At 66.5% G+C, this 25,765-nt stretch carries 27 protein-coding genes; 11 read left to right on the forward strand and 16 right to left on the reverse strand.

What is annotated here, in order from left to right:
• Positions 1 to 82: 82 nt before the first annotated feature.
• The 4 genes from ald to AC6H0R_RS08355 form a co-directional block, all read right to left on the reverse strand.
• A complete protein-coding gene (gene ald / locus AC6H0R_RS08340; RefSeq protein WP_497580899.1) occupies positions 83 to 1,186 on the reverse strand; it encodes an alanine dehydrogenase in 1,104 nt (367 codons plus the stop codon).
• Between the two features lie 644 nt (positions 1,187 to 1,830).
• Positions 1,831 to 2,283, reverse strand: a complete 453-nt coding sequence (locus AC6H0R_RS08345; RefSeq protein WP_497580900.1) for a putative toxin-antitoxin system toxin component, PIN family — start codon at positions 2,281 to 2,283, stop codon at positions 1,831 to 1,833.
• On the reverse strand, positions 2,280 to 4,106 hold the full coding sequence (locus tag AC6H0R_RS08350) for a PHA/PHB synthase family protein (protein ID WP_497580901.1): 1,827 nt from the start codon (positions 4,104 to 4,106) through the stop codon (positions 2,280 to 2,282). Before AC6H0R_RS08350 ends, AC6H0R_RS08345 begins: the two co-directional genes overlap by 4 nt.
• Before the next feature lie 18 nt (positions 4,107 to 4,124).
• Entirely contained in the window at positions 4,125 to 5,144 is a 1,020-nt protein-coding gene (locus tag AC6H0R_RS08355; protein WP_497580975.1) for an MBL fold metallo-hydrolase, read from the reverse strand.
• A gap of 108 nt (positions 5,145 to 5,252) precedes the next feature.
• Here AC6H0R_RS08355 and AC6H0R_RS08360 point away from each other — a divergent pair, with 108 nt between their 5' ends.
• The 6 genes from AC6H0R_RS08360 to AC6H0R_RS08385 are packed head-to-tail and all read left to right on the forward strand — an operon-like array spanning position 5,253 to position 8,426.
• Positions 5,253 to 5,855, forward strand: coding sequence for a 2-hydroxychromene-2-carboxylate isomerase (locus AC6H0R_RS08360; RefSeq protein WP_497580902.1), 603 nt, complete (start codon positions 5,253 to 5,255; stop codon positions 5,853 to 5,855).
• Positions 5,856 to 5,860: 5 nt separating this feature from the next.
• Complete coding sequence (locus AC6H0R_RS08365) at positions 5,861 to 6,787, forward strand: hydroxymethylglutaryl-CoA lyase (RefSeq protein WP_497580903.1); 927 nt, start codon at positions 5,861 to 5,863, stop codon at positions 6,785 to 6,787.
• Complete coding sequence (locus tag AC6H0R_RS08370) at positions 6,775 to 7,014, forward strand: DUF1289 domain-containing protein (protein WP_497580904.1); 240 nt, start codon at positions 6,775 to 6,777, stop codon at positions 7,012 to 7,014. The genes AC6H0R_RS08365 and AC6H0R_RS08370 overlap by 13 nt, the downstream gene beginning before the upstream one ends.
• Positions 7,011 to 7,163 (forward strand): DUF1289 domain-containing protein, encoded by a 153-nt coding sequence (locus AC6H0R_RS08375; RefSeq protein WP_497580905.1) that lies wholly within the window; start codon positions 7,011 to 7,013, stop codon positions 7,161 to 7,163. Before AC6H0R_RS08370 ends, AC6H0R_RS08375 begins: the two co-directional genes overlap by 4 nt.
• A 13-nt stretch (positions 7,164 to 7,176) precedes the next feature.
• Complete coding sequence (gene rapZ / locus AC6H0R_RS08380) at positions 7,177 to 8,037, forward strand: RNase adapter RapZ (RefSeq protein ID WP_497580906.1); 861 nt, start codon at positions 7,177 to 7,179, stop codon at positions 8,035 to 8,037.
• A gap of 32 nt (positions 8,038 to 8,069) precedes the next feature.
• Positions 8,070 to 8,426: a NusG domain II-containing protein gene (locus tag AC6H0R_RS08385; protein ID WP_497580976.1), complete on the forward strand. Its 357-nt coding sequence runs from the start codon at positions 8,070 to 8,072 to the stop codon at positions 8,424 to 8,426.
• A 7-nt stretch (positions 8,427 to 8,433) separates the two neighbouring features.
• On the opposite strand, the gene AC6H0R_RS08390 is transcribed toward AC6H0R_RS08385, so the two are convergent.
• The 3 genes from AC6H0R_RS08390 to AC6H0R_RS08400 are packed head-to-tail and all read right to left on the reverse strand — an operon-like array spanning position 8,434 to position 12,727.
• Positions 8,434 to 9,747 carry a GGDEF domain-containing protein gene (locus AC6H0R_RS08390; RefSeq protein ID WP_497580907.1) on the reverse strand — a complete coding sequence of 438 codons (1,314 nt, stop codon included), beginning with the start codon at positions 9,745 to 9,747 and terminating at the stop codon, positions 8,434 to 8,436.
• Positions 9,744 to 10,682 carry an ABC transporter substrate-binding protein gene (locus tag AC6H0R_RS08395; protein WP_497580908.1) on the reverse strand — a complete coding sequence of 313 codons (939 nt, stop codon included), beginning with the start codon at positions 10,680 to 10,682 and terminating at the stop codon, positions 9,744 to 9,746. Before AC6H0R_RS08395 ends, AC6H0R_RS08390 begins: the two co-directional genes overlap by 4 nt.
• Positions 10,676 to 12,727, reverse strand: a complete 2,052-nt coding sequence (locus AC6H0R_RS08400; RefSeq protein ID WP_497580909.1) for a TonB-dependent receptor plug domain-containing protein — start codon at positions 12,725 to 12,727, stop codon at positions 10,676 to 10,678. Before AC6H0R_RS08400 ends, AC6H0R_RS08395 begins: the two co-directional genes overlap by 7 nt.
• Positions 12,728 to 12,930: 203 nt before the next feature.
• On the opposite strand from AC6H0R_RS08400, the gene AC6H0R_RS08405 reads away from it, so the two are divergent.
• Complete coding sequence (locus AC6H0R_RS08405) at positions 12,931 to 13,443, forward strand: Gx transporter family protein (protein WP_497580977.1); 513 nt, start codon at positions 12,931 to 12,933, stop codon at positions 13,441 to 13,443.
• Positions 13,444 to 13,503: 60 nt separating this feature from the next.
• Positions 13,504 to 14,079 carry a histidine phosphatase family protein gene (locus AC6H0R_RS08410; protein ID WP_497580910.1) on the forward strand — a complete coding sequence of 192 codons (576 nt, stop codon included), beginning with the start codon at positions 13,504 to 13,506 and terminating at the stop codon, positions 14,077 to 14,079.
• A 139-nt stretch (positions 14,080 to 14,218) separates the two neighbouring features.
• Here the strand turns inward: AC6H0R_RS08410 and AC6H0R_RS08415 are convergent, their stop codons facing one another.
• The 5 genes from AC6H0R_RS08415 to AC6H0R_RS08435 form a co-directional block, all read right to left on the reverse strand.
• Entirely contained in the window at positions 14,219 to 15,085 is an 867-nt protein-coding gene (locus AC6H0R_RS08415) for a dienelactone hydrolase family protein (protein WP_497580911.1), read from the reverse strand.
• A 105-nt stretch (positions 15,086 to 15,190) separates the two neighbouring features.
• Positions 15,191 to 16,981: a Na/Pi cotransporter family protein gene (locus tag AC6H0R_RS08420; protein WP_497580912.1), complete on the reverse strand. Its 1,791-nt coding sequence runs from the start codon at positions 16,979 to 16,981 to the stop codon at positions 15,191 to 15,193.
• A gap of 12 nt (positions 16,982 to 16,993) precedes the next feature.
• The gene (gene ruvC / locus AC6H0R_RS08425; protein ID WP_497580913.1) at positions 16,994 to 17,536 is read right to left on the reverse strand and encodes a crossover junction endodeoxyribonuclease RuvC; all 543 of its coding nucleotides are present in this window, start codon (positions 17,534 to 17,536) and stop codon (positions 16,994 to 16,996) included.
• Between the two features lie 19 nt (positions 17,537 to 17,555).
• Positions 17,556 to 18,431: a DMT family transporter gene (locus AC6H0R_RS08430; protein WP_497580914.1), complete on the reverse strand. Its 876-nt coding sequence runs from the start codon at positions 18,429 to 18,431 to the stop codon at positions 17,556 to 17,558.
• 80 nt (positions 18,432 to 18,511) lie between these two features.
• Positions 18,512 to 19,237 carry a YebC/PmpR family DNA-binding transcriptional regulator gene (locus tag AC6H0R_RS08435; protein WP_497580915.1) on the reverse strand — a complete coding sequence of 242 codons (726 nt, stop codon included), beginning with the start codon at positions 19,235 to 19,237 and terminating at the stop codon, positions 18,512 to 18,514.
• Positions 19,238 to 19,446: 209 nt separating this feature from the next.
• Between AC6H0R_RS08435 and AC6H0R_RS08440 the strand changes: the two genes are divergently transcribed.
• From AC6H0R_RS08440 to AC6H0R_RS08450, 3 genes are all read left to right on the forward strand, one after another.
• A complete protein-coding gene (locus tag AC6H0R_RS08440; RefSeq protein ID WP_497580916.1) occupies positions 19,447 to 20,103 on the forward strand; it encodes a hypothetical protein in 657 nt (218 codons plus the stop codon).
• 31 nt (positions 20,104 to 20,134) lie between these two features.
• Entirely contained in the window at positions 20,135 to 21,619 is a 1,485-nt protein-coding gene (locus tag AC6H0R_RS08445) for a helicase HerA-like domain-containing protein (protein ID WP_497580917.1), read from the forward strand.
• A 66-nt stretch (positions 21,620 to 21,685) separates the two neighbouring features.
• Positions 21,686 to 21,985, forward strand: a complete 300-nt coding sequence (locus AC6H0R_RS08450) for a hypothetical protein (protein WP_497580918.1) — start codon at positions 21,686 to 21,688, stop codon at positions 21,983 to 21,985.
• A 559-nt stretch (positions 21,986 to 22,544) separates the two neighbouring features.
• On the opposite strand, the gene metF is transcribed toward AC6H0R_RS08450, so the two are convergent.
• Genes metF through AC6H0R_RS08470 form a run of 4 tightly spaced genes read right to left on the reverse strand, consistent with a single transcriptional unit; the run spans position 22,545 to position 25,757 of the window.
• A complete protein-coding gene (gene metF / locus AC6H0R_RS08455) occupies positions 22,545 to 23,387 on the reverse strand; it encodes a methylenetetrahydrofolate reductase [NAD(P)H] (protein ID WP_497580919.1) in 843 nt (280 codons plus the stop codon).
• Positions 23,374 to 24,204 (reverse strand): TlyA family RNA methyltransferase, encoded by an 831-nt coding sequence (locus AC6H0R_RS08460; protein WP_497580978.1) that lies wholly within the window; start codon positions 24,202 to 24,204, stop codon positions 23,374 to 23,376. Before AC6H0R_RS08460 ends, metF begins: the two co-directional genes overlap by 14 nt.
• Positions 24,205 to 24,231: 27 nt before the next feature.
• The gene (locus AC6H0R_RS08465) at positions 24,232 to 25,104 is read right to left on the reverse strand and encodes a carbon-nitrogen hydrolase family protein (protein ID WP_497580920.1); all 873 of its coding nucleotides are present in this window, start codon (positions 25,102 to 25,104) and stop codon (positions 24,232 to 24,234) included.
• Complete coding sequence (locus AC6H0R_RS08470; protein ID WP_497580921.1) at positions 25,101 to 25,757, reverse strand: GNAT family N-acetyltransferase; 657 nt, start codon at positions 25,755 to 25,757, stop codon at positions 25,101 to 25,103. The genes AC6H0R_RS08465 and AC6H0R_RS08470 overlap by 4 nt, the downstream gene beginning before the upstream one ends.
• Positions 25,758 to 25,765 lie beyond the last annotated feature (8 nt).

The raw sequence follows: 25,765 nt of genomic DNA on the forward strand, positions 1-25,765 counted from the left end.
TTCTCAAAGCTGCGCCCCGGAAAAACCATTGTCAGAAGATAACCCCGTTTGCCTCAAGCCGCCAGCATGGCCGCTTGTCGCTTCACGCTGGCGAGCCCATCGCCATGCCTAAAGCATGAGCGACTTGCGCATGGGTGATGTTGCCGTCGTGCGCGTTGAGCCCGGCCGCCAGATGTGGATCGTCGGCGCAGGCACGACGCCAGCCCTTGTTGGCCAGCGCCAGCACATGCGGCAGTGTGGCGGCGTTGAGTGCCTGCGTGGCAGTGCGTGCCACTGCGCCGGGCATGTTGGCCACGCAGTAGTGAATCACGCCTTCTTCAACGTAGGTCGGGTCGTCGTGCGTGGTCGGCCGTGAGGTCTCGCAGCACCCGCCCTGGTCGATGGCTACATCCACGATGACGCTGCCCGGCGCCATGCCGGCCACCATCTCGCGCGTCACCAGTTTCGGCGCCGAGGCGCCCGGAATCAGCACGCCACCGATCACAAGATCGGCCGACATCAGCGCCCGTGTGATGGCCTCGTGGTTCGAATGCAGCGTCGTCGCGCGGCGCTCGAAACGCTCGCCGACGCGGCGCAGGGCGTCGATGCTGCGGTCGATCACGGTCACGCGCGCGCCCATGCCCAGCGCCACCTCGGTGGCATTGAGCCCGACCATTCCCGCGCCCAGCACCACGACCTGCCCGGGTTCCACGCCAGCGGCGCCGCCGAGCAATACTCCGCGCCCTCCAGAGGCTTTCTCCAGGCAGTGCGCGCCGGCCTGGATGCTCATGCGCCCGGCGATTTCCGACATCGGCGCAAGCAGCGGCAGTGCGCCGCCCGGTCCGGTGACGGTTTCATAGGCGATGGCCGTGACGCGGCTGGCGAGCAGATCGCGCGCCTGTGCCGAGTCGGGCGCCAGATGCAGGTAGGTGAACAGCATCTGTCCGGCGCGCAGCCACTGGCGCTCCTGTGCCTGCGGCTCCTTGACCTTGATGATCAGCTCGGCACTGTCGAAGACTTCGAGGGCCGTGTCCGCGATGCGCGCGCCGGCCTTTGCATAGGCCGAGTCATCGGCACCGATGCCGAGTCCGGCGCCGGTTTCGACGATGACTTCGTGGCCGTGCGCGACGAGCTCACTCACGCCGGCCGGTGCAAGGCCGACTCGGTATTCGTGGTTCTTGATCTCGCGGGGGATGCCGACGCGCATTGCGGTACTCCATCGGGATTTCGATGGAGTCAGTATGGGTGAGGGGCTTGCCGGGCGGCAACCGGTAACCGGCTGCTGTCGGTTGTTGGGCGGGAGTCGGTGTCTTGGGCCTTGACCGGCCGGGACTCGCCCCGGCGGGCGACTTCCTTTCTTGTCGCACGACAAGAAAGGAAACAAAGAAGCGTGCCCCACCGCCTCGCCGGCTGCGCCGGTTCCCTCGCTCCGGGTGCTTTCACCGGCCGGTCCTGAACTCGCTTCGCTCAGACAGCAGGACCGGACATCCCCGGCGAAACCACCCTGCACTCGGCGAGCCAGAGGGGGTAGGTCGCGCGCTGAGCCTCCCGAACAAAGGATTGGCGGCTACGGCAGATCACGTCGTGTTTACCCCTCCCTTCTGAGCCGCTGAGCGGAGAGTGCTCCCGGCGGGGCCTTCCGGCCTTGCTGTTTGAGCGGCAGCGAGTTCGCAAGGCCGGCCGCCGGGAGTGCTCGTAGCGAAGGGACCCCGAAGGGGCGGCGAGGAGGGTGCACTTCTTTGCCTTCTTTCTTGTTGCACTACAAGAAAGAAGGTCGCCCGCCTGGGCGAAATCCCGGTCGGTCGAGGCTTGAGCCACGAACTCGGGCCGATCCTGGCTTCGTCGCACAGATCAGGCGCTCGAAGCGCCCAACTCCGCACACACCGCCTCCGGCGTCCGAACCCGGAACATCCCCCGCACCAGACTGTGCCGATCGACCCGCAACAGCGCCTTGTCGCGGCTGATCAGCAACGAGGCCCCTGCGTCGCGCGCGACTTCGAGGAATTTTTGATCGTCCGCATCCCGACAGCGCGGCAGCAACGCCGGCTCCCCGGATGGAGCGGCGCACGGCGAACAGCGCGCCTCATAGGCGGCGAGCAACTCGGCCTGACGTTGAGGCGGCACGCCGAACTGGCGGTAGGCCAGCACATGGGCGAACTCGTAGAGTGTGTCTGCCCGCGCGATAGGCTGAAAAACGCCCGCGTCGAGGGCGCGGGCGAGGGGGGCCAGTTTCGGGTCCTGCCACCACCACAGTGCCATCACGGTGTTGGTGTCGAGGACCACGCGGGTGCTGCCAGCGCTCACGCAGCGGCCTTGGGGGCGGTATCGAGGCGCTGCTTGACGTAGCTGCCGGGGGCATCCTCGATGGCGTCAAGCGGGCCGGTGGCTGGGTCGCGGGCGGCGGTCTGTGCGCCATCCTGGGCGGTGATCCAGGCCTGCCAGTCGTTCCACCACGAGCCGGCCTGGGCCACGGCGGCAGCCTGCCAGTCGTCGGGGCTTTCCGGCATCGATTCGTCGGCGCCCGTCCAGTAGCAGTATTTGTTGGCCACCGGCGGGTTGACGATGCCTGCGATGTGGCCGGAGCCTCCGAGCACGAAGCGCACCGGGCCGCCGAAGTGGCGGGCGCCGGTGTAGGTGCTCTTCCACGGCGCGATGTGGTCTTCGACCGTGGAGATGAAGTAGGCCGGGGTCTTGATCTTCGCGAGGTCGATCTTGACGCCGTCGAGTTCGATGCCGCCCGGTTCGATGAGGCAGTTCTTCAGGTACATGTTGCGCAGGTAGAAGCTGTGCATCTTGGCCGGCAGGCGGGTGGAGTCCGAGTTCCAGTACAGCAGATCGAACGGGAACGGATCCTTGCCCATCAGGTAGTTGTTCACCACGAAGGACCAGATCAGGTCGTTGGAGCGCAGCATGTTGAAGGTGGTCGCCATCTCCGAGCCTTCGAGGTAGCCACGCTCGCTCATCTTTTTCTCGAGCGCCGAAACCTGTTGTTCGTCGATGAACACGCCCAGTTCGCCAGGTTCGGAGAAGTCGGTCAGGGTGGTCAGGAAGGTCGCGGCGGCGATGCGCTTCTGGCGCTTGGCGGTGAGCCAGGCCAGTGCGGTGGCCAGCAGCGTGCCGCCCAGGCAGTAGCCGACGGCGTTGACCTGCTTCTCGCCGGTCTGCGCTTCGATGGCGTCGAGTGCGGCCAGCACGCCGTCACGCAGGTAGGCGTCGAAACCGAGCTGGGCGAGTTTCTCATCGGGGTTGACCCACGAGATCACGAACACCGTGTGGCCCTGATCGACGCACCACTTGATGTAGGAATTCTTCTCGCGCAGGTCGAGGATGTAGAACTTGTTGATCCACGGCGGCACGATCAGCAGCGGGCGCTTGAGCACCTTGTCGGTGCTCGGCGCGTATTGCACGAGCTGCATCAGCTGGTTCTGGAACACCACCTTGCCCGGTGATGTGGCGACGTTCCTGCCGAGCTCGAAGGCCTCGGTGTCGGTCATGCGGATGCGCAGCGCACCGTCACCGCGCTCGATGTCGCTGAGCAGGTTGTTGAGGCCGCGCACCAGGTTCTGGCCACGGCTGGCAACGGTTTCGCGCAGCACTTCGGGGTTGGTCATGGCGAAGTTCGAAGGGCTCAGCGCGTCCACATACTGGCGCGTGAAGAACTCGACCTTCTTCTGCGTCTGCTCGTCCAGGCCCTCGACGCTCGCAACGCTGTCGTGAATGTGGCGTGCGGTCAGCAGGTAGGACTGCTTGATGAAGTCGAACAGGAAGTGGTCCTGCCACTGTTCGTCCTTGAAGCGCTTGTCGCCTTTGTCGGGCGTGGCGACGGGGTCTACCGCAGCGCCCATCATGCGCATCATCGAGCTCTGCCACAGCATCATGTAGTCGCTGGCGAGCTTCATCTGAGCCTGCATGACGGCATAGGGGTTGGCCATCATGCGCGTCATCATGTCGCTGAAGGCCTGCGCCACCCCCAGCTCGTCGCTGGCGGGCTGGATGCCGTTCTTCATCTGGCGCTGCAGGTGTTCCTGCATCAGTGCTGCGGCGCGTTGCGCAACTTCGGCGTAGCTGGCGGCGATCTCCGCCGGATCGGGCGGGGTGACGGGGTCCTGCTGGGGATTGGCGGCCATCTGCGGTACTCCTGTTGGTCAGCGGGTGCGCGCGAACCGGATGCTGCCGTCTGCCCCCTCGACGCGGCGTGCTTCACCGCGCTCCTGCAGGTGGTTGAGGTGAGCGATTGCCTCACCCATTGCGAACATCACCTGATGGTTGTCGAGTTCGCGCCGGAACAGTACCGGCAGCAGTTCGGCGGCACTCATGGGCTCGTCCAGAGCCGCGATTAGTGCGCTGCAGCGATCCGCGTGATGTGCCTGGAGTTCATCGACCCGCTCACGTATTCCGCGGAAAGGCTTGCCGTGTGATGGTAGCACGAGCGTGTTTTCGGGCAAGTTTATGATGCGCTGCAGCGAAGTCAGGAAGTGACCTAGCGAATCGTCGTCCGGGCTGGCCGCGTGCACGCTGACGTTGGTCGAGATGCGCGGCAGCAGCATGTCGCCTGAAATCAGCAGATCGAGTGCGGCGCAGTACAGGCTGGCGTGCTCGGGCGAGTGGCCGTGGCCGACGATGACCTCCCAGGCGTTTCCGCCGATATCCAGGCGCTCACCGGCGAACATGCGGCGATGTTCGCGCGGCAGTTCCGGCACGCCGCGTGCGTAGGTGTTGCCGCGTGCGCTCAGCGCCGCCAGCCGTGCGTCGTCCAGCCCGTGACGCCGGAAGAAACCGACCATGTCGGCCGCTGCATGGCCCGGTACGGCATGCCATACAGCGCGTGCGGCGAGGTACTCGGCCTCGGTCATCAGCACGGGGGCTTGCTCGCGCGCGGCGAGCCACTGCGCCAGACCGAGGTGGTCGGGGTGGAAGTGCGTCACCACCACGCGCGATACGCGTCGCCCGTCGGCGGTCAGCACCTGCTCCCACAGCGCCTGCGTTTCGGGCGTGCCGAAACCGGTGTCGACGATGACGACATCGTCGCCGTCGTCGAGCAGCCACAGGTTGATGTGATCGAGCGCGAAGGGCAGTGGCATGCGCAGCCAGGCCACGCCGGGCGCAACCGGCTGCGGGCGGCCGGGCTCAGGGATGTCGTCGAAGGGGTATTCGAGGCTCACGATGCGGTGTTCCGGTCGGGTTCAGACTGGCCGAATGGTAGCGCGATGGCCCCGGACGGGGCGAAATGGCACACTGTCGGCCTGCCACAACCCCTTCAGGAGAGCAGCGCGATGAGCGCCCCCATCGATTTCTGGTTCGACTTTTCGTCCCCCTACGGCTACCTCATGGCCGAACGCATTGACGCACTGGCCGCCAAGCACGGCCGCGAAGTGCAGTGGCGCCCCTTCCTGCTGGGTGCGGTGTTCAAACATACCGGCGGTCAGCCGCTGCCTTCGCACCCGATGAAGGGGCCGTATGCGCGTCGTGATCTGGAGCGCAGCGCGCGTTTTCTGGAGCTGCCGCTGGCCCTGCCGGAGTCCTTCGCGGTGTCGGCGCATCAGGCCTGCCGCGTGTTTTACTGGCTGGCCGCGCGCAACCCGCAGCTGGCGCGCGACTTCGCGCTGGCGGTGTATCGCGCCTTTTTTGTCGAGGGGCGTGACATCACTTCGGTCGACGTGCTGGCCGACATCGGCGAGAGGCTCGACATCGCGCGCGAGGCGGTGGCCGGTGCGACGGCGGACGACACGGTGAAGACCCATCTGCGCGAGGTGTGCGAGGCGGCGATTGCCGGCAACGTATTCGGCTCGCCCTTCGTCGTCATCGACGGCGAACCGTTCTGGGGTGCTGACCGCCTGCCGCAGATCGAGCGCTGGCTCGAAACCGGCGGTTTCTGAGCGCCATGCTCCCGCAGCGTGTGCGCATCGTCGAGGTCGGTCCGCGTGACGGCCTGCAGAACGAGCAACAGCCGGTGTCGGCCGGCACCAAGGCCGAACTCGTCGCGCGGCTGGCCGATGCCGGCCTGATGTCGATCGAGACCACGGCCTTTGTGTCGCCCAAGTGGGTGCCGCAGATGGCTGATGCGGCCGAAGTCATGGCCCGGGTCAATGCCGCGCGTCGCGCCGGTGTGCGCCATGCGGCGCTGACGCCGAACCTGAAGGGCTTTGAGGCGGCGCTGGCGGCCGGCGTGGATGAGGTTGCGGTGTTTGCTGCCGCGTCGGAAGCCTTCAGTCAGCGCAACATCAATTGCAGCGTAGCCGAGTCACTGGCGCGCTTCGAGCCGGTGATGGCCGCCGCGCGCGAGGCGGGCGTGCCGGTGCGCGGCTACATCTCCTGCGTGGTCGGCTGTCCGCTGGAAGGCGCGGTAGCGCCGCAGGCCGTGGCCGATGTCGCGGCGCGGCTGATCGGCATGGGCTGTTACGAGGTCTCGCTCGGCGACACCATCGGCAGCGGCAACCCGGCCACGGTGCGCGCCATGCTTGAAGCCGTGCTGCGCGTGGTGCCGGCCGACCGGCTGGCGGGCCACTATCACGACACCTGGGGCATGGCGATTGCCAACATCCTGGTGTCGCTGGAGGCTGGTGTGGCGGTGTTCGACGCTTCGGTCGGCGGACTGGGTGGTTGTCCTTATGCACCCGGAGCCACCGGCAACGTGGCGACCGAGGACGTGTTGTGGCTGTTGCACGGGCTGGGCATCGAAACCGGTGTCGATCTGGATCGCTTGGTCGATACCGCCGCGTGGATCAATGCCGAACTGGGTCGCAAGCCGGCTTCACGCGTGGCGTCGGCGCTGCTTGCGCGGCGCGAGGGGGCGCAATGCGCGAACTGAAGCGTCCCGACGCAAACCCGGGCGGCGTGCCGACTCCGCCGGCTGAAGCCGCGAGCGTTCCATCGCCGTGTGTGCGGCAATGCTGCATCGACGAGGCCTCGGGCCTGTGTGTGGGCTGCTTGCGCACGCTGAACGAGATCTGTGCCTGGAGCGGGCTCGAAACCGGCGACCGGCTGCGTGTGCTGGAGGCCGTGGAAGTCCGTCGGGCCAAACGGGGGCGCCCATGAGCGAACAGGGCGATCCGGGCTGCATCGGGCTGTGCGACATCGACTGGGAGCAGGGGCTGTGCCTGGGCTGCGGGCGCAGCACGGACGAGATCTACGGCACACAGGCCGGTGATACCGGCAGCGCGTCGGCCGAGGAGCCGGCGCAGTGAAACGGAGGGGGCGATGCAGGTCGTACTGATCAGCGGACTGTCCGGGTCGGGCAAATCGGTGGTGCTCAAGGCGCTGGAGGATTCCGGCTATTTCGCCGTCGACAACCTGCCAGCGCGGCTGCTGCCGCAACTCGTGGAGCATCTGCGGGAGGCCGGTCAGATGCGCGTGGCGGTTGCGGTGGACATGCGCTCGGGCGCGAGCATCGGCGAGTTGCCTGATTTGGTCGAGCGCACGCGCAAGCTGGTGTCCGACCTGCGCCTGCTGTTTCTCAATTCGCGCGACGAGACGCTGATCGCACGTTTTTCCGAAACCCGCCGTCGCCATCCGCTGGCGAGTGACGCGGTGACGCTGGCCGAGGCCATCCATCACGAGCGCGCCGCGCTGGCCGAGATTGCCGAGATGGCGCACAACTTCGATACCAGCGATCTGCTGCCGAACACGCTGCGCGCCTGGATCAAGGATTTTGTCGGCGTTGCTGCCGCCGACGGGCTGACGCTGCTGTTCCAGTCCTTCGGCTTCAAGTTCGGTATTCCTCTCGACGCCGATCTGGTGTTCGACGTACGCAGCCTGCCCAACCCGCACTACGACCCGGTGCTGCGCCCGCTCACTGGACAGGACCAGCCGGTCATCGATTTCCTGTCGCAGGTGCCCGACGTCAACCGCATGGCCGAGGATATCCGCCGCTTCGTTGCCGACTGGTTGCCGAGCTTCGTGCGCGACAACCGCAGCTATCTCACCGTGGCCATCGGCTGTACCGGAGGCCAGCATCGTTCGGTGTATCTGGCCGAGCGTCTGGCGCGGGAATTCCACGACCAGGTTCAGGTGCAGGTACGTCACCGCTCCATCGAGCAGCGCAAGGCGGCGGGCAAGTGAAGTTTGCGCTGACCGCCGAGTGGCGTGCGCTGATGCGTCCGGGTGACTACCCGGCGCTGGCGCTGGCCGCGACGGTGTGCGTGGCCTCGATGCTGCTGTTGTGGCGGGGCGGTGCACCCGACAAGGTAGTCGTGCGCGCCGGTGGGCAGGTCTTCGCGGAGGCTTCGCTGTCGAGCGCGCAGTTCATCGAGGTGCCGGGGCCGCTCGGCACCACGCGCATCGAGATCGAGCCGGGTCGTGCGCGCGTTGCCGAAGACCCCGGTCCGCGTCAGTACTGTGTGCGCCAGGGCTGGCTGACGCGCTCCGGTGCCACGGCCATCTGTGCGCCGAACCAGGTCAGCCTGTCGCTGGCGGGCGGCTCGGCGGACTTTGATTCGCTGAACTACTGAACGCCCCTCAGAACTGCGAATCCCCCGGCACCTTGGTGTATTCGACGATGCCGTTGCGGCCCTTGCGTTTGGCTTCGTAGCAGGCCATGTCGGCCGCCACCAGCGCGTTGCCGGGTGAATCGAAACGGCCATCCAGCGGCACCAGCCCCACGCTCAGACCCACCGAGAAGACCTGCCCCTCCCATTCGAAGCGGTGTTCCGACACGGCCTTGCGCAAGGATTCGGCGATGTGATGTGCTTCGTCGATGCGGCAGGCGTTCAGGATCAGGCCGAACTCGTCGCCGCCGATACGGCACAGCAGATCGTTGTTGCGCACGCGTTGGCGGATCAGCTCGGCAAGGCGGCTCAGCAGCGCGTCGCCCGCGGCATGGCCGGCGGTGTCGTTGACATGCTTGAAGCGGTCCAGGTCGAGGAAGCACAGCACCGATGCGTCGCTGGCGCGGCGCGATGCCGTGACGGCGTCTTCCAGGGCCTGCTCGAAGGCCCGCCGGTTGGGCAGGCCGGTGAGCAGATCGTGCGTGGCCTGATGCGCCAGTTGTGCGGTGGCCTCGTCGATGCGCTGCTGCATGGTGTGCTGCGCGCCCGCAATGGCCGAGGCCATGGTGTTGAAGCCCTGCTGCAGCGTGTGCAGTTCGGAGATGCGTGCGTTCTCGGTCACGCGGACATCAAGCCGGCCCTCGGACATGTGGCGCACGGCGTCTGCCAGACGCGCCAGCGGCCGGGTGACGGCGCCGGCCAGCCCGAGAGCCAGCAGCAGGGTCAGCACCAGCACCCCCAGTGTGATGGCCAGCGTGCTCGTCATCATGTCGCGCTTGTGGGCATTGAGCGCGGTCGTGTCCAGTTCGACGTGCACCCAGCCGATCACGTAGGTGGCAGAGGGGTCTTGCGGCGGGTTGGATTCGTCGACGCGCGGTGCGGCCAGTGATACCGCGGCAATGGCTGCGACCCGACCGTCGCTGAGGGTGATGACGCGCGGCGTGATTTCGCTGGCCACGTCGACCACCGACGTGGCGTCGAGCGAGCGCCGACCACTGCTGGCCAGCATCAGCCCATCGGCATCCACGATGCTGGCGGCGGTCACGTCGCGTTGCGCAAGCACGGCCTCAAGCAGGCTTTCGAGTGCGAAGCGGTTGCCCGAGATGACGCCGTATTCCGCGGCGGGAGCCAGAAAACTGACGATGGCCTGGGCGCGTTCGCGCAGTGCCGCGTCGGCCACCGAGTTGCTGTGCCTGAGCAGGAACGCGGTCAGGCCGGCAGCAAGCAGCAAGGCCGGGACCAGCACGATCAGGAGCAGACGCTGGCGCAGGGTGGGTCGGATCACGGTTGCCTCCCGGCGGCGACGGCCGCGCGCAGAGTGTCCTCGTCGGGCACGGGAAGATTGAGCGCGCGGGCGACCCGCGCGTTGACGGCAAGTTCGAAGTGTCGCGACATGCGCGGCGGCGGCAGCGTGAGTGAGTCGTCGAGTGCGTGGAGCCAGTCGAGCAGGTCGCGCGTGGCAGTCGCCGGCGTGGAGAACACCGCTGCGAGGGCGCCGGCCTCGACCCAGGCACGTGAATAGGCAAACAGCGGGCGTTGCGTGCGGTAGCTGGTGAGCAGCAATGCCCGCGCCACGGTGGGGTTGGATACCATGTTGTCATGCAGCGTCAGCACCGCCTCGCAGCGGCCCAGCAGGCGCTCGAGCGCCGGCAGTACTTCGCGGGCGTTGGCGGCGAACTCGATGCGCACCTCGGGTTTGGTGCGCGGCCCGAGTTTCTCGAAACGGGCCTGTGCGCCGTGGCTTTCGGGGCCGAGCAGCAGTCCGGCGCAAGCGGCATCGGGCAGCGCGGCGCGGATCAGGGCGAGGTGGCGTTCGGGCGGCTGCTCAATGAAGAGGGCAGTCGTGCGGGCGCGCGAGGCACCGGCGCGCAGCCGTCCGAACTCATTGGCGGTGATCAGGGCGACGAGCACCGGACGATCGCTGCGCATGGCTGCTTCGGCCGCCGGCACGCCAAGTGCGACGACCAGCGCGCTGTCCTTCAGCGCCCCCGGCGCAATGCCGACTTCGGCGCTGCCGGCCAGGAACAGATGGTGGCGTCCGGCTGCCGCCACCAGTGCATCGGCGACTTCGCGGTCAGGGCCCTGCGCGCGCGAGGTGATGATGGCAATCTCGTGCGCCAGGGCCGGTGCAATGCAGGCCAGGGCCAGCAGCGCCACGCCAAGCAATCGCCAGGGGCGGGGCCTGCGCGGCGCCGTCGGGAGTGCTCGGGTGATCACCATGTGGCGCGGATGCTCGCGAAGATGCGGGCTTCGTGACGGAACTTCTCGCCGTCGAACTCGGGGTAGTCGCCACCGATGCTCTGCAGCGTGATGGCGAATTCGTTGTCGCTGCCGGGGGCGCCGAAGGCGCGTGCGAGCTTGAGGTCGAAGCGGTCGCGCTTGTCGAGTTCGCCGCCGTCGTTGAGCCAGGCCATGGCGTGGTTGTGGTAGTAGCCGAGGCTGGCGCGCCAGCGGCCGGGTAGATCCTTGATGAGCAACAGCGAGGTGGTCGAGTAAGGCGCACTGACGTTGACCTGTTCTTCTTCCATGTCGCGCGAGGTCTTGATGTCGGTGAAGGCCTGAGACCACACCACGCGTCCCCAGCCCGGCTTCCTCCAGTCGAGTGTGAACTCAGCGCCGCGCACCACGGTGCGACCCAGGTTGAGGAAATAATACGTTGAGCCCGACAAGGCGTAGTCGTAGTCAAACCCGATTGGCGACGGGAAACGTGGTTCGCAATTATTGCTCGGGCTGGACCTTCCAGCAGTCGGGTAGCGGCAGCCCTCGTCGTCGAGGTAGCCGTCGTAGCGGTCTTGGAAGACGCGTGTGTCGAGCGACAGACCGTACTGCGGGAACTGGGCGACGTAGCCCAGCTCCACGTGTGTGACCTCTTCCGCATCGACTTTTTGCAGCGCGTTGTATAGGCGCCGCACGATGATGTCCTCGTAGCGGATGGTTTCCTTTGCATGCGATTCCATCAGCGAGGGCGCACGGTAGGACTTGCCCGCCGACAGGCGCAGCGCCGACAGCGGCGTCAGCGCGTAGTTGAGTGCGAGGCGCGGCGAGAACAGCTTGCCGCTGTAGTCGTGGTGCTCATAGGTGCCGCCGAGGTTGATGGCGAGCTTTTCGACCGGCCGCCAGGTGAGGCTGCCGAAGGTGTGCCAGTAGTCGGCTTTGAGCGTGTCGCCGGTGTCGAAATAGCGGCGCGAGCGTACCGAATCCCGACGTACTCCCGCGCCGGCAAGAAAATGCAGGTTCGGCGCGAGAATGCCGGAATACTGAGTCTCGATGCTCTGACGACTGGTGTCGGTATCCAGATCGGTCGGAATCTCGCGCCCGTCGTCGGGGATGATCCACGCCACACGGCGCCGGTGGGCCTGATGCTGGAATTGCAACGTGAACTCGCTGCCAGCGTCGAAGCTGCGGGTCCAGGCCAGATGCAGCGAATGCGAGCGCACCTTCTCATCGCGGATCGGCCATTCCGGGGCCTCGCCGGAATCGGCCGGATAGCCGCGGTCGTCGACACCGTCGACCAGCCCCAGCTGCAGCCGCAGCTCGTCCTGATCGCTCAGCAGGGTCGAACCCTGCAGGTTGACCACCGTACGCCCGATCGACTCCTGCGAGTAGATGTCCACATCGCCGTCGTCCAGCACGGTCTGCGACCTGAAGTTGCGCGCTGCGCGCCGTGAGGCCGAGATGCGCCAGTCGATGGCCGAGTCGAGGTTGCTGTTGAAGCGCACGCCGTGGTCGTAGAAACCGTCCGCGCCGATGCGCGAGATCACGGTGAAGCCCGATTCCGTGGCCGGGGCGCGGGTGATGATGTTGATCACGCCCTGAAAGGCGTTGGCGCCGTAGGCCGCGCCGTGCGGGCCTCGCACGACCTCGATGCGGTCGATGTCGTCCACCCGCAGCGGCAGGTCCTGCCACAGCGTGTTGCCCCACAGCGGATCATTGACCGTGCGGCCGTCAACCAGCACCTTGATGCGCCGGTCAAAGGCGTCGCCCATGCCGTGGTTGGCCACGGTCGGGGCACCGTTGGGCCAGTCGGCGACCAGAAAGCCCGGCACAAGGCGCATCAGGTCGTGCACTTCGGTGAAGCCCGAGGCGTCGATCATTTCGCGGTCGATGATGGTCACCGGGGCCGGCGCATCCAGTGGTGACTGGGCCAGTCGCGAGGCGGTCAGCACGACCGGTAGCGGGTCGAAGAAGCCACCTTGGGAATGCGTCAGGGTGCTTGCCAGCAGGGCGCAAGGAAGCAGCAGTGCTTGGCGAAGGGCAGGGCGCATCGGGTGGCAGACTCGGGAGGGACGGCTCGATTATGCCCGTCGGCGTTGCCTGCGCAGGTGCGCGGTGACGGCGAGCGAGAACGATTGCGCAGCGGCGTTGCACAAAACTGACGTCCCTGTGGCGGCGCGCGGCGCCCGTGCGGCAGGTAAGATCATGCCTTTGCAATCCACACTCCGTCCGCGTGAACGCCACTTCCTTCTCCATCCAGCCGACCGCCGACGATGGCCGCATTGCCCGGCTGGCCGCTGCGGCCATCGTGCTGTCGGTGGCCGAGGCGGCCATTCCGCTGCCGCTGCCGGGCGTCAAGCCGGGCTTGGCCAACATCGTCATCCTGATTGTGCTGCTGCAATGGGGCTGGCGCGATGCGGTGTGGGTGGCGCTGCTGCGGGTGTTCGCCGGCAGCCTGTTGATCGGGCAGTTTCTCGCGCCCGGTTTCTTCCTGAGCTTCGCCGGTTCGGTCACCAGTCTGGTCACGCTGGGGTTGGCGTTGCATCTGCCGCGCCGCTGGTTCGGCCCGGTTACGCTGTCGCTGCTGGCGGCCTTTGCCCACATTGGCGGCCAACTGGTGCTGGCGCGCGTGTGGCTGGTGCCGCACGACGGCATCTTCTATCTCGTGCCGGTGTTCGCGCTGGCCGCAACGGTATTCGGTCTGGTTAACGGCCTGGTCGCCGCACGTCTGCTGCGTGACATGCCGCCCGTCCGCAAGGGAACGTAGCCGCCAGGCGGGTAGTCCATGCCTCAAGACCGCGGCTGCGGTCGTCACCACGAGGCCCTCATGAAGTCTTTGTTGTTGCGTGCCGCAGGGACCCTGTCCTTGCTGGCCGCGTTGCTGCCGGTGGCGCATGCCGCCGATGAAGCGCAGGTGCTGGAGGCCATGCGTGCGGGGGGTGTGGTCATCCTGCTGCGCCATGCCACGACCGAGCCCGGTATCGGCGATCCCCCCGAGTTCACGCTCGCCAACTGCGCGACGCAGCGCAATCTGTCCGCAGCAGGGCGCGACGAATCACGCCGCATCGGTGAGGCCCTGCGCGCCGCGGGGGTGCCGGTCGCTGCCGTGCGCTCGAGCCGTTGGTGCCGCTGTCTGGATACCGCCCGGCTGGCCTATCCGGGCGTTGCCGTGCAAGGCTGGCAGCCGCTGGATTCCTTCTTTGCCGGACAGGGCGATCGCCGGCGTCAGACCGCAGACGCGATGGCCGCGCTGGCCGACTGGCCTGCGGGACGCAACGAGCTGTGGGTGACGCATCAGGTCAATGTCTCGGCACTGACCGGCTTCTATCTGATGATGGGGGAGGCGGTTGTGGCGCGGGTGCGGGACGGAAAGTTGGAGGTGGTGGGGCGCTGGCGGCCTTGAGACGTCCGCCGGGTGCATTTTTGCCACGTCAGCGTGATTCTGTGTGTTTGGCCTCGACCGGCCGGGGCGAAATCCCGGCCGGTCAAGCTCAATTCACCCGAATGCCTATGGTGTGGCTCCGAGCAAATCGAGCAAATGCTCAAACCCCGTGGCGTTCGAGCCACGCCAGCAGGCGTCGCCAGCCGTCTTCGGCTTCCGTCTTGCGGTAGGTCGGACGATAGTCCGCGTGGAAGGCGTGCGGTGCGTCCGGATATACGTGAATGGTGCTGGGTGAGCCGGCGCGCTTGAGTTGATCCAGCATGAACTCCACGTCGTGCAGCGGAATGCCCTGGTCGGCGCCGCCGTACAGGCCCAGCACGGGCGCTTTCAGATCACCGGCCAGATCCACCGGCTGCTGCGGTTGCAACTCGCTCGGCGCGGCGTCGAGGCGGCCGTACCAGGCCACGCCGGCTTTCAGTTTCGGGTTGTGCGCGGCATACAGCCAGGTGATGCGGCCGCCCCAGCAGAAGCCGGTGATGGCCAGCCGGGCAGGATCGCCGCCGTGGTCGGCCGCCCAGACCGCGCAGGCGTCGAGGTCGGCCAGCACCTGAGCGTCAGGCACCTTGTTGACGATGCCCTGGATGATCTCGCCGACGTTCTCGATGGTGCGCGGGTCACCCTGACGGAAGAACAGCTCGGGCGCGACCGCGAGATAGCCCTGTTTCGCGAAGCGGCGGCAGACATCCTTGATGTGCTCGTGCACGCCGAAAATCTCTTGTACGACCAGCACCGTGGGCAGATCCTTCTTGCCCGACGGCCGGGCGAAGTACGCCGGCAAGGTGCCGCCTTCGACCGGGAGTGCGATGTCGCCGGTGTCGAGGCCGTCGGCGTCGGTAGTGACTACGGTCTGCGCGTGCACCGGCTGCACGGCCAATGCAAAACCGGCCGCAGCCAGTGTGGTGACAAAGCCCCGGCGGTCGAGTTTGGCCGACGGCAGCAGGCTGTCAAATTGTGAGCAGGTCTTCATTCTTGTCCTCTCCTGGTCTCCCGGGTGCTTCCCGAGTGTCGTTGTGCTGGTGTCCAGCGGGTGCAGACAACAGGGGGTACCGCGATGTTCCCGCAGCATGCGTGGCTAGGCCGGCGGACCGACGCCGTCGAGGGCTTCGCGCAGCGGCGGCTGCAGTTCCTGCGCTTGCGGGTGGCGTGCCGGCCCCGGTGCGAACAGCACCCGCGCCATGGCGATCAGGCAGTCGGCGATGTCGACGGCGTAGTTGTTGTCGTTCATCAGCGACCCCGCCTGTTCCGGGCCGATGCGGCGTTCGCGCATAAGTCCGTCGATGGTGCCGTTGGCCGCCAGGTCGCTGCTTCGGGCGTGCTCCTGCAATCTGCTCAGTGCCGCGTCGACGTCAGCCTCTTCACCGCCGGCAATGCGGTGCAGCGTGTGCAGCAGCACGGCCAGATCGCGGCGCATGGTGACGTACTCGGCCCGCGGGTGCAGGGTGTTCGCGCCCAGGTAGCGCAGCAGGTTCTTCTGCATGTGCTTGAGATCCTTGAGCGCCTCGATCAGCTGCTGGCCGGCGCCGCGCAGCGCATAGGCCTGAGAGGTCTGCACCCCCTGTACCGGGAGTTGCGCGAGGAAGTCGAGGATTTCGCCGTACAGCGGTTTGACCCGGCGCTGGTAGTAGTCGTCGATGTCGATCGCGCGTACGCGTTCGGGCGGCTGGTCGAGCAGGTTCAGGTCTTCGCCGCGGCGCAGGCGCGCCGGATCGGTATGCAGCACCAGCGCCATCACGTCAAAAACGTTGGCAAACAGATGCTGCAGTTCCTTGCGCACCGCCTCAAGACCGGCGTCGGGCATTTCGAGCATCGGTCGGGTGAGGAATCTCGGGGTGACCACGCTGACCGACTTCTGCGGGATCAGCTGTTCCAGCCACGCCACCAGGCGGCCGGTGAACGGCAGCATCAGCGCCAGACCCACGAGGTTGAACAGGGTATGGAACAGCGCGAGTTTCAGCGTCCAGTCATCCGCTGCGATGCCCAGCAGCTCGGCGCCGATTTCAACGGCCTCTGCCAGCACGCCGATGAACAGCAGCGCTACCAGCCCGGTGCCGAGGTTGAACACCAGATGCGCCGCGGCCAGCCGTCGTCCCGGCGCGTTCGCACCGAGCGAGCCGAGAATTGCGGTGATGGTCGTGCCGATATTGGCGCCAATGGCCAGCGCCAGCGCGTTCTCGTAGGTCACCTGTCCGGTCGCCAGCGCGGTGATGGTCAGCACCAGCGTGGCGTGGCTGGATTGCATCACCACCGTCGCGAGCATGCCGAACAGCGTGAACAGCAGCAGCCCGCGCACGCCGGTCATGGCGTATTGGGTCAGATCCAGCGCCTGGCCGAAGGCCTCGAAGCCTTCCTTCATCCACGCGATGCCGAGGAACAGGAAGCCCAGCCCGAGCAGGATCTGTCCGGCACCCTTGAGAGTCGTCGAGCGTGTGAACTGGAAGATCACGCCGAACACCAGCATCGGCATGGCCCATGCTGCGATGTCCACCTTCAGGCCGAAACCCGCCACCAGCCACGCGCCGGTCGTCGATCCCAGATTGGCGCCGAAGATGATGCCGATGCCCTGCGCCAGCCCGAGCAGGCCGGCCGACAGGAAGGAGATCGAGATCACCGACACCAGCGAGCTCGATTGCATCAGCGTGGTGGTGGCCATGCCGAACAGCACGCTCTTCCACAGCCGGTTGGTGGAGAACTGCAGGATGCGTTCCAGCGTGCCGCCGGTGAAGGTCTTGAAGCCCTGTTCCAGCGCCAGCATTCCGAACAGGAACACCGCCACACCGGCAGCGATCTCCTTGAATTCGGCACTGGACCAGAAGCCGTAGCCCAGCAACAGGCACAGCACGGCGAAGGCGATATGGCGCGACATGTGCGAACCGCCTCAGGCGCGCAGCCGGCCTGCTCGGCGCCCGGTGACCAGCCCGCCGAGCGAGCCGGAGGAGCCGTTGGCGTGACAGATCGCGCAGGCCAGCGCATCCGCCGCGTCGGCGCTGGGATCGCCGTCCAGCGCGAGCAGGCGCTGCACCATGTGCTGCACCTGCGATTTGTCCGCCTTGCCGTAGCCGACCACGGCCTGCTTGACCTGCAGCGCTGTGTACTCGGCCACCGGCAGGTCGCACGACACCGCGCCACAGATCACCGCGCCGCGGGCCTGGCCGAGCAGCAGCGTGGACTGCGGATTGACGTTGACGAAGACTTTCTCGACCGCAACCTGATCGGGTGAATAGGTGGTGATGACCTCGCGCACGCCATCGAGCAGCACCTTGAGGCGGCCGGGCAGTTCGCCGTCTTTCGTGCGGATGGTGCCGCTGGCGACGTAGCGCAGCTGGTTGCCGAGCTGGTCGACAATGCCGAAGCCGGTAATGCGCAGCCCCGGATCGAGTCCGAGGATGCGCGTGGCGGTGATCTGGGAGGCCGAAGTCATGTGGCCGATTGTGCGGTGTTCAGCGTGCGCGCGCCAGCCATACGCCGGCTACTGCCACCGCCATGCCGGCCAGCGCCAGCGGCGCGAGGCGCTCGTCGAAGAGCAGCCAGGCCATGATCGCCGTGGTTGGCGGCGTGAGATAGAACAGGCTCGCTACGTTCACTGCGCCACCGGAGCGGATCAGCAGGTTGAGCAGCGAGATCGCGCCGAGCGACAGCACGACAACCAGCCAGCCCAGTGCAAAGACGAATTCACCGGTCCAGTCGATGGCCATGGACTCCGTGGCCCAAGCCGCCAGCGCGGTGACGATCAGCGTGGGGATGAACTGGATTACTGCGCCGGTGCGCAGATCGAAAGCCGGGCAGAAGCGCTTCTGGTACAGCGTGCCGGCCGTGATGCCGCCCAGCGCCAGCAGCGCGGGGATGAGCATGGCGCCGAGCGGCGCATCGAAACCGGCCGCGCCGCTCTGGCCGATGACCACCAGCGCCACGCCGCCAAAGCCCAGTGCCAGCCCGATCCACTGCCGCCCGACCACGCGCTCGCCCAGCAGCCAGCCCGCACCCAGGGCGGTGAGCAAGGGCTGCATGCCGACCACCAGGGCGGTGATGCCGGCCGGCAGGCCGGCGCCGATGGCGGTGAACACGCCGCCCAGATACAGGCCATGCACCAGCAGACCGGATACGCCGATGTGCAGGTACTGGCGTCGGTCGGTGGGCCACGGCGCACGCGTGAGCAGTACCAGCGGCAACATCAGCGCCAGCACCAGCGCGTAACGGATGGCGAGGAAGCTCAGCGGTTCGGCATACGGCAGGCCGAGCTTGCCGCCGATGAAGCCCGTGCTCCACAGCACCACGAACAGCATGGGCATCGCGGCGGTGAGCAGGGGGCCAGGCATGGCGTAAATCCTCGGGTGAAGCGTGAGTGCCGCAGCCCACATTGCGCATTGGCGCAAGGCGGGCTGTGCCGGGGGCGTACTTATTCGTCGAACACGGCGGAGGTGTACACCTCCTGCACATCGTCCAGAGCTTCAAGCGCGTCGAGCAGCTTTTGCATCTTCAGGGCGTCGTCGCCGGAAAGCTCGGCTTCGTTGTCAGGCTTCATCGAGACTTCGCCGAATTCGGCCTTGAAACCGGCCTTCTCCAGCGTTTCCTTGATGGCGGTGTACTCGTAGGGCGCGGTGATGACTTCGATGGAGCCGTCGTCATTGCTGACCACGTCTTCTGCGCCGGCTTCCAGGGCAGCTTCCATCAGCGCGTCTTCATTCGTGCCGGGGGCGAACATGAGTTGCCCGCAATGCTTGAACTGGAACGCCACGCAGCCGTCCGTGCCCATGTTGCCGCCATGCTTCGAGAAGGCGTGGCGCACGTCGGCCACGGTGCGCGTCTTGTTGTCGGTAAGGCAATCCACCATCACCGCTGCGCCGGCAATGCCGTAGCCCTCGTAGCGCACTTCTTCGTAGCTGACGCCGTCAAGCTCACCGGTGCCGCGCTTGACGGCGCGGTCGATGTTGTCGCCCGGCATGTTCTCGCCCTTGGCCTTGTCGACGGCCAGACGCAGGCGCGGGTTGAAGTTCGGGTCGCCGCCGCCCATGCGCGCGGCAACGGTGATCTCCTTGATCAGCTTGCTGAAGACCTTGCCCCGCTTCTCGTCCTGACGGCCCTTGCGGTGCTGGATGTTGGCCCATTTGGAGTGTCCGGCCATGGCTGCTCTCTGATGAAAGGTTCGTGAAAGTGCGCGATTTTACCTCGAAGCCGACCTGCTTCGCGGACCGCGATGCGCATCGGAAACCACGCATGGCGGACCCTGCTTGCAGTTTGTGACGCAATGTTGGCGCCACCACTGCGGCCGTGGGGCGTCTGGTCTGTTAGATTCATGCCAAGCGGGCATGGTCGCCCGCAGGGGGAGAGGAAATGATTCGTACGTTCTGCATGCTGGCCGGTCTGTGCCTGCTCTTGGTCGGGCCTGCCGCGGCGCAGGTGCGACTGGTCTTCGACGGCTGTACCGATGCACACGGCAACGCGGTGAGATCGGTGGCCGATCCGCTGCTCGACAAGGCTTTCGAGACGCGTATGGAGAACGGTCAGGCGGTGATCCGCTATAACGCTGCGGTGCCAGCCGGGCTGCCGGATCATGTGCGTCTGTTCTTCTATGCGCACGAATGCGCGCGGCTCGAACTCGGCCAGGAGGCGACGGCCCTGCGCACCGTAGGCGACGCCTGGCGGGCGGATTGCCGGGCGCTCGATACCATCCTGCACTCGGAATTGATGAGCCCGCGCTACGTCGTGCGTCTGCAGGACGACCTGATGCTGACCGAGGCCGAGTGGGGCGCCATGCCGGGGCCGGCCCGCGAGATCGACCTGCCGTCCTGCGCACGGGGTGAGCCGCGGGAGACGCTGCGCATTCCGGTCCAGCCGTCTGCGCAGCGCGACGGCTGGAACACCTGCGTGCACAAGTGTGGTGATACGCTGCTGCAATGCCAGCGACGCACCTGCAATAATCTGGATTGCCCGGTGTGCATGCCGGCCAACGAGGCCTGCGTCGCGGCCTGCGGAGAGCCCGGGCGCTGAATCCCGGCGGAGCTTGCGAAGGAAATACGCCATGCCCGACCCGATGTTGATCGCCCGCGCCGGCACAGAAGACCAGCTCCTGCTGCCGCGGCTTGCCAACCGCCACGGACTGATCACCGGCGCCACCGGTACCGGCAAGACCGTCACGCTGCAGAAAATGGCCGAATCCTTTGCAGCCATCGGCGTGCCGGTGTTCGTGGCCGACATCAAGGGTGATCTCTCCGGCATCGGCGCGGCCGGCACGGCTTCGCCCAAGCTGCTCGAACGGCTGGCCGTCATCGGCATCACCGAGTACGCGCCGCGCGCCAACAGCGTGGTGTTCTGGGATGTCTTCGGCGAGCTGGGCCATCCGGTGCGCGCCACCATCTCCGACATGGGGCCGCTGCTGCTCTCGCGCCTGCTCAACCTGAATGACACCCAGTCCGGCGTGCTGCAGATCGTCTTCCGCATCGCCGACGACAACGGCCTGCTGCTGCTCGACCTGAAAGACCTGCGCGCGATGCTGCAGCACGTTGGCGAGAACGCACGCCAGTTCACCACCGAATACGGCAACATCTCGGCCGCCTCGGTCGGGGCCATCCAGCGCGGCCTGCTCAATCTCGAAGCTCAGGGAGGCGAGCGCTTCTTCGGCGAGCCCATGCTCGACCTGGCCGATCTGATGCAGACCGATGCCGATGGGCGCGGCGTCATCAATGTGCTGGCCGCCGAAAAGCTCTATCACTCGCCGCAGCTCTACTCCACCTTCCTGCTGTGGATGCTGTCCGAACTGTTCGAGCAACTGCCCGAGGTCGGCGACCCCGACAAGCCGAAGCTGGTGTTCTTCTTCGACGAGGCCCACCTGCTGTTCCGCGACGCGCCCAAGGCACTGGTGGAAAAGGTCGAACACGTCGTCCGTCTGATCCGCTCCAAGGGCGTCGGGGTGTATTTCGTAACCCAGAGTCCGCTCGACGTCCCTGACGCCGTGCTCGGCCAGCTCGGCAACCGCGTACAGCATGCGCTGCGTGCTTTTACGCCGCGTGATCAGAAGGCCGTGAAGAGCGCGGCCGAAACCATGCGGCCGAATCCTGCCTTCAATGCGGTGGAGGTCATCACCGAACTGGGTGTGGGTGAGGCGCTGATTTCCTTCCTCGACGAGAAGGGTCGCCCCGGCGTCACGCAGCGTGCCGCCGTGATTGCCCCCGATTCACGCCTCGGACCGTTGACTGCGAGCGAGCGCGAGGCCCTCGTGCGCAGCTCGCTGCTGCACGGCCACTACGAGAAAGAGGTCGACCGCGAATCGGCGTATGAACTGCTGCGCGCGCAGGCCGAGGCGCGCATGGCCGAAGCGCCTGCGCAGAAGCCCGCGGCGTCAGGCGGCATGTCGGACGTGATCTTCGGCTCGACCGGCCCGCGCGGTGGCAAGCGTGACGGTCTGGTGCAGATCGCGGCCAAGACCGTCACGCGCACCATCGGCAGCGCCATCGGCCGCCAGATCGTGCGCGGCGTGCTCGGCTCGCTGTTCGGAGGGCGCAAGTAGCATCGTCCGCTGCACTTTGCTGTGCTGCGCGTGTCGAAGAGTCGTATCGCAACGAGGAGGAAGGCCATGACCCCGCAATCGCTTGCAGACCTGATCGCCGATATCGAGGCCGAGGACCCGGTCGACCTGGGCGATCTCTCCATCGACGAGGCCGACGCCCGTTCCCTGATGGCCAGTCACCTGTGTGATCTTGACCGCCGTCTGGTCGAGCACGGCCTGGCGGCCGAAGAGCGGCTGGAAATGATGGCCGCCATTGCGGCGCACACCATGGTCGAGAACCTCACGCTGCACATGAAGCGTTTGCGCAGCGGCGAGGATGGCATCGACGCCTTCCGGGCGTGGATGGGGCGGCACGGGATGCACTGAGTCTGGCCGTTCCTGGCCGGTTGCTTGCTGAATCGTGGGAGGTTGTGTTGGCGTGCGTTGGCCGGGACTCGCCCCGGCGGGCGACTTCCTTTCTTGTTGCACGACAAGAAAGGAAGCAAAGAAACGTGCCCCGCCGTCTCGGCCCTTCGGGCTTCCCTCGTTCCGGGCGGTTTCACCGGCCGGTCCTGAACTCGCTTCGCTCAGACAGCAGGACCGGACTGCCCCGGCGAAACCACCCTGCACTCGGCGAGCCAGAGGGGAAATTGGCGCCAGGTGAGCCGCCAAGCTTGTGACTGTTTGCTACATTTGGGCACGGCTTGTTTACCCCTCCCTTCTGAGCCGCTGAGCGAAGAGTGCTCACGGCGGGGCCTTCCGGCCTTGCTGTTTGAGCGACAGCGAGTTCGCAAGGCCGGCCGCCGGGAGTGCTCGTAGCGAAGGGACCCCGAAGGGGCGGCGAGGAGAGGGCACTTCTTTGCCTTCTTTCTTGTTGCACTACAAGAAAGAAGGTCGCCCGCCGGGGCGAAATCCCGGCCGGTCGAGGCGAATACTGCCGCAGTTGTCAGGGCTGGGTGAGCCCCAGCCTCCGGCAGATCTCGATCGTCGGGCCGTCCTGGTTCATGGAATAGAAATGCAGGCCGGGCGCGCCTTCTTCGATCAGGCGTTCGCACAGATCGGTGACCACGTCGAGACCGAAGGCGCGCACCGACTCGGTGTCGTCGCCGAAGGCTTCGAACTTGCGGCGCATCCAGCGCGGGATCTCGGCGCCGCACATATCGGAGAAGCGGGCCAGCTTCGAGAAACTGCTGATCGGCATGATGCCCGGCACGATGGGAATGGCCACGCCCAGTGCCTGCGCCTGCTCGACAAAGTGGGTGTAGGCGTCAAGGTTGTAGAAGTACTGCGTGATGGCCGAGTCGGCACCCGCATCGACCTTGCGCTTGAAGGCCAGCAGGTCGTCGCGAGGGCTTTTTGCCTGCGGGTGCCATTCAGGGTAGGCGGCCACTTCGAGGATGAAGCGGTCGCCGGTCTCGGCGCGGATGAATTCCACCAGTTCGTTGGCGTAGCGGAATTCGCCGCTGGCGCCGGCTCCGGAGGGCAGGTCGCCGCGCAGCGCGACGATGCGGCGGATGCCCGCGGCGGCGTATTCGTCGAGGATGCTGCGCAGCTCGGCACGGCTTGAACCGATGCATGAAAGGTGCGGTGCGGCTTCCGATCCGGTGGCGGCGATCTCGCGCACGGTGTTGAAGGTGCGCTCGCGCGTGGAGCCGCCGGCGCCGTAGGTGACGGAGAAGAACTGTGGCGAGAGTGCGTCGGCCAACCGCTGGTGCACGCCGCGCAGCTTCTCTGCGCCCTCGGGCGTTTGCGGCGGGAAGAATTCGACGGAAAGTTCAGTGCTTTGCATGGTGCATCCAGAGGAAGAATTCGTGATTGCCGTCACCGCCGGTGATGGGTGAGTCGAACCAGTCGCGCACGGCCAGTCCGCAGTCTTCAGCCGCTGCGCGCAGGCGGGCTTCGACATCGGCGTACAGCGCGACATCGCGCACGATGCCGCCTTTGCCCAGGCCTTTCGGGCCGACTTCGAATTGCGGCTTGACCAGCGTGAGGATATCCCCGTGCGGGGCCAGCAGGGCGGGCCAGCACGGAATCAGAAGGGTCAGCGAAATGAAGCTCGCATCACACACGATGAGGTCGAAACCGCCTGGCGGATGATGCGCGCCCAGTCGTGCGGCGTCGAGCTCGCGGGCGTTGAGACCTTCGAGCGTGATGCAGCGCGCGTCCTGTGCGAGTTTGGGGTCGAGCTGGCTGTGTCCGACGTCGACGCCGACCACCTTGGCCGCGCCGGCCTGCAGCAGACAGTCGCTGAAGCCGCCGGTGGACTGGCCGATGTCGAGGCAGGTGCGCCCGCTGAGGCCCAGTCCGCTGTGTGCCAGCGCGCCAGCCAGCTTCAGCCCCCCACGCGAAACGAAACGTTCGGTCTCGTCCGGCGCGATGACGATGTGCGACTCGGGCAGCAGCAGATGCGCGGGTTTGGTGACCGGAAGTCCGTCGGCCATCACGCGTCCGGCGGCAATGGCGGCCTGGGCGCGGGTGCGCGAGGCGGCCAGGCCGCGTTCGACCAGCAGCGCGTCGGCGCGCAGCAGGCCGCCGTGGTCGACCGGCGTCTGCTCGGCGCGCCGGCCCGGTGCGGCCCGCTGCTTGCGGGCGTGGAAGGAGTTCATGGACACGGCGGCGTCACTCGCTTGAGGTCAGCGGATTCCGACGACTTCGACCGGGTTGTCGTACACGTCGTTGCGCTTGTCGTACAGCGGGATGGTCGTGCCGTTGACGCGGTTGTGCGTGAGGTTGTCGATGCTCACGTCGGCAATCACGATCTGCTCGACGTTGGCCGTGCCCTCGGCGGCGATGCCGTCGCGTGCGAACGGGAAATCCGACGGCGTGATGATGCTGGCCTGGCCGTAGTGCACGCCCAGCCCCTGCACCGGTAGGTTGCCGACGGTGCTGGTCATGGCGACATAGACCTGGTTCTCGATGGCGCGCGCGTGGCAGCAGTAGCGCACGCGCAGAAAGCCCTGGCGGTCGTCGGTGCATGAAGGCACGAACAGGATGTCGGCGCCAGCCTCGCACACCATGCGCGAGAGTTCGGGGAACTCGATGTCGTAGCAGATCAGGATCGCGATCTTGCCGTAGGGCGTTTCGAACAGCCGCAGCTGGTCGCCGGCGGCGGTGTCCCACATCTCGCGTTCCCAGCGCGTGCGGTGGATCTTGTCCTGCTCGTGCACCTCGCCCTCGGGCGTGAACAGATAGGCGGTGTTGTAGAGCTGGCCGTCACGCAGGGTGGGGTGGCTGCCGCCGATCAGGAACACGCGCCATTCGGCCGCCAGTTCGCGCATCAGCTCGATGTAGCGGCTGGTGTAGTCGTGCATGTTGCGCACGGCTTCGGGCAGCTCGCGGGTGTCCATGAAGGACAGCAGCTGGGTGGTGAAGATCTCCGGCAGCAGCACGAAGTGCGGGCGGTAGTCGCCCGCGGCCTGCATGACGAAACGGACCTGGTTCTCGAATCCGGACCAGTCGTGGATCTGGCGCAGCAGATACTGCACCGCAGCGATGCGTACGATCATCGGTTGTCCTCCTCGGGGATGCGGGTCGGGGCGCCCGGATCGTAATCCGGGTTGAGCCATACGATCAGCGAAGCGTTGCCGAGCGATTCGGTGTCTTCCGGCAGATAGCCGTGCACGATGCCGCAGTAGCTGAAACCTTCATGCAGCTGAAAGCCCAGCACCGGGTCGCTGATGTCGCCCCAGATCACGCGTTTGGCGTATTCCTCGGCGGTCATGCGGTCGGCGAAGCGGTGGTAGCCCGGCATGCGGCCACAGGCAATGATGCGCTTGAGGTTCATGCGCCGGCAGATGTCGCGCCGTCCCTCGTACAGTGCGTGGCCGATACCGCTGCCGCGCAGTTGGGGGTTCACGAAAACTTCGGCCCCATAGAGCGTGCGCCCCATCGGGTTGTGGCTGTCGAAGCTGCCACTGGCGGTGATCTCGTCCCACGAATGATGCTCACCCCAGTCGTCCCAGGTAATGACCAGCGAGCTGGCGCAACCGGCCAGTTCGCCGTCGACTTCGGCAATCAGCTGGCCCTGCGGGAAGATGTCGAGCTGATGGCGCATCTGCTCGGCCGACCACGCCGGAATGTCCGGGTAGACGCGACGCTGCAGCGCGATCAGCGGTTCGATGTCGTCAGCAAGGGTGTTGCGCACCGTGGCCAGGGGCATGGATGTCC

This window comes from Pseudazoarcus sp. NS36 (genome assembly GCF_059703705.1).